Annotated in this window: 1 protein-coding gene; it reads left to right on the forward strand. The window is 76.8% G+C overall.

Annotated elements, in window-relative coordinates; genetic code table 11:
* Positions 1 to 157 precede the first annotated feature (157 nt).
* The gene (locus BZL64_RS19985; RefSeq protein ID WP_086770562.1) at positions 158 to 505 is read left to right on the forward strand and encodes a DUF488 domain-containing protein; all 348 of its coding nucleotides are present in this window, start codon (positions 158 to 160) and stop codon (positions 503 to 505) included.
* The last annotated feature ends 189 nt before the right edge of the window (positions 506 to 694 follow it).

The following is a 694-nucleotide window of genomic DNA, read 5'->3' on the forward strand; positions in this document are numbered from 1 at the left end:
CGTGCGCTCCTGGGGGGGGGGGTGGCTGTGATCAAACGTGATCAGACTAGGCACCGGGCCCCGCGGATTCGCCCTCGTTCAGGTCAAGCCGTGCGGCGCGCGCGGGCGGCCCGTGCTTACCCTCGGCAGCACCGACCGCCCCGTGGAGAGGCCGCCCATGAGTGTCCGCGTCCGCCGTGTGTACGACCCGCCCGAGCCGGGGGACGGGGTCCGTGTCCTGGTCGACCGGCTGTGGCCGCGCGGCCTGGCGAAGGACGCGGCACGGGTCGACGAGTGGCCGAAGGGACTGACTCCGTCGAACGAGCTGCGCCGCTGGTACCACGCGGGCGAGGGCTCGTACGAGGAGTTCGCGCGGCGTTACGAGGCGGAGCTGGCCGAGCCGGATGCGGCCGGACTCCTCGATCGTGTACGTGAGTTGGCGGACGCCGGTCCGGTGACCCTGCTCACGGCGGTGAAGGAGCCCGAGCACAGTCACGCGGCCGTGCTGGCCCGCCTGCTGGGCTGAAGGCGGGGGCGCCCCGGCCGTCCCGTGGGCGCGCGGCCTGCCCGCCCACGGGACGGCCCGCCGTCCGCTCGGTCGGCGGGCCGTCCTGGCCCGGACGGAACCCGACGGCGGACCGGGAGCCGGCCCCCCCGCCTGCGCCCACCGCCTCCGCCGGCCGCCGGGCTGCTCCGGACGGGACCGGCGCGCCCC

This window comes from Streptomyces bobili (assembly GCF_002154575.1).
GTDB lineage: Bacteria > Actinomycetota > Actinomycetes > Streptomycetales > Streptomycetaceae > Streptomyces > Streptomyces bobili.

What these genes read in the sequence shown, in the direction of transcription:
- BZL64_RS19985 (WP_086770562.1), top strand. Translation starts at nt 158, where the DNA reads ATGAGTGTCCGCGTCCGCCGTGTGTACGACCCGCCCGAGCCGGGGGAC.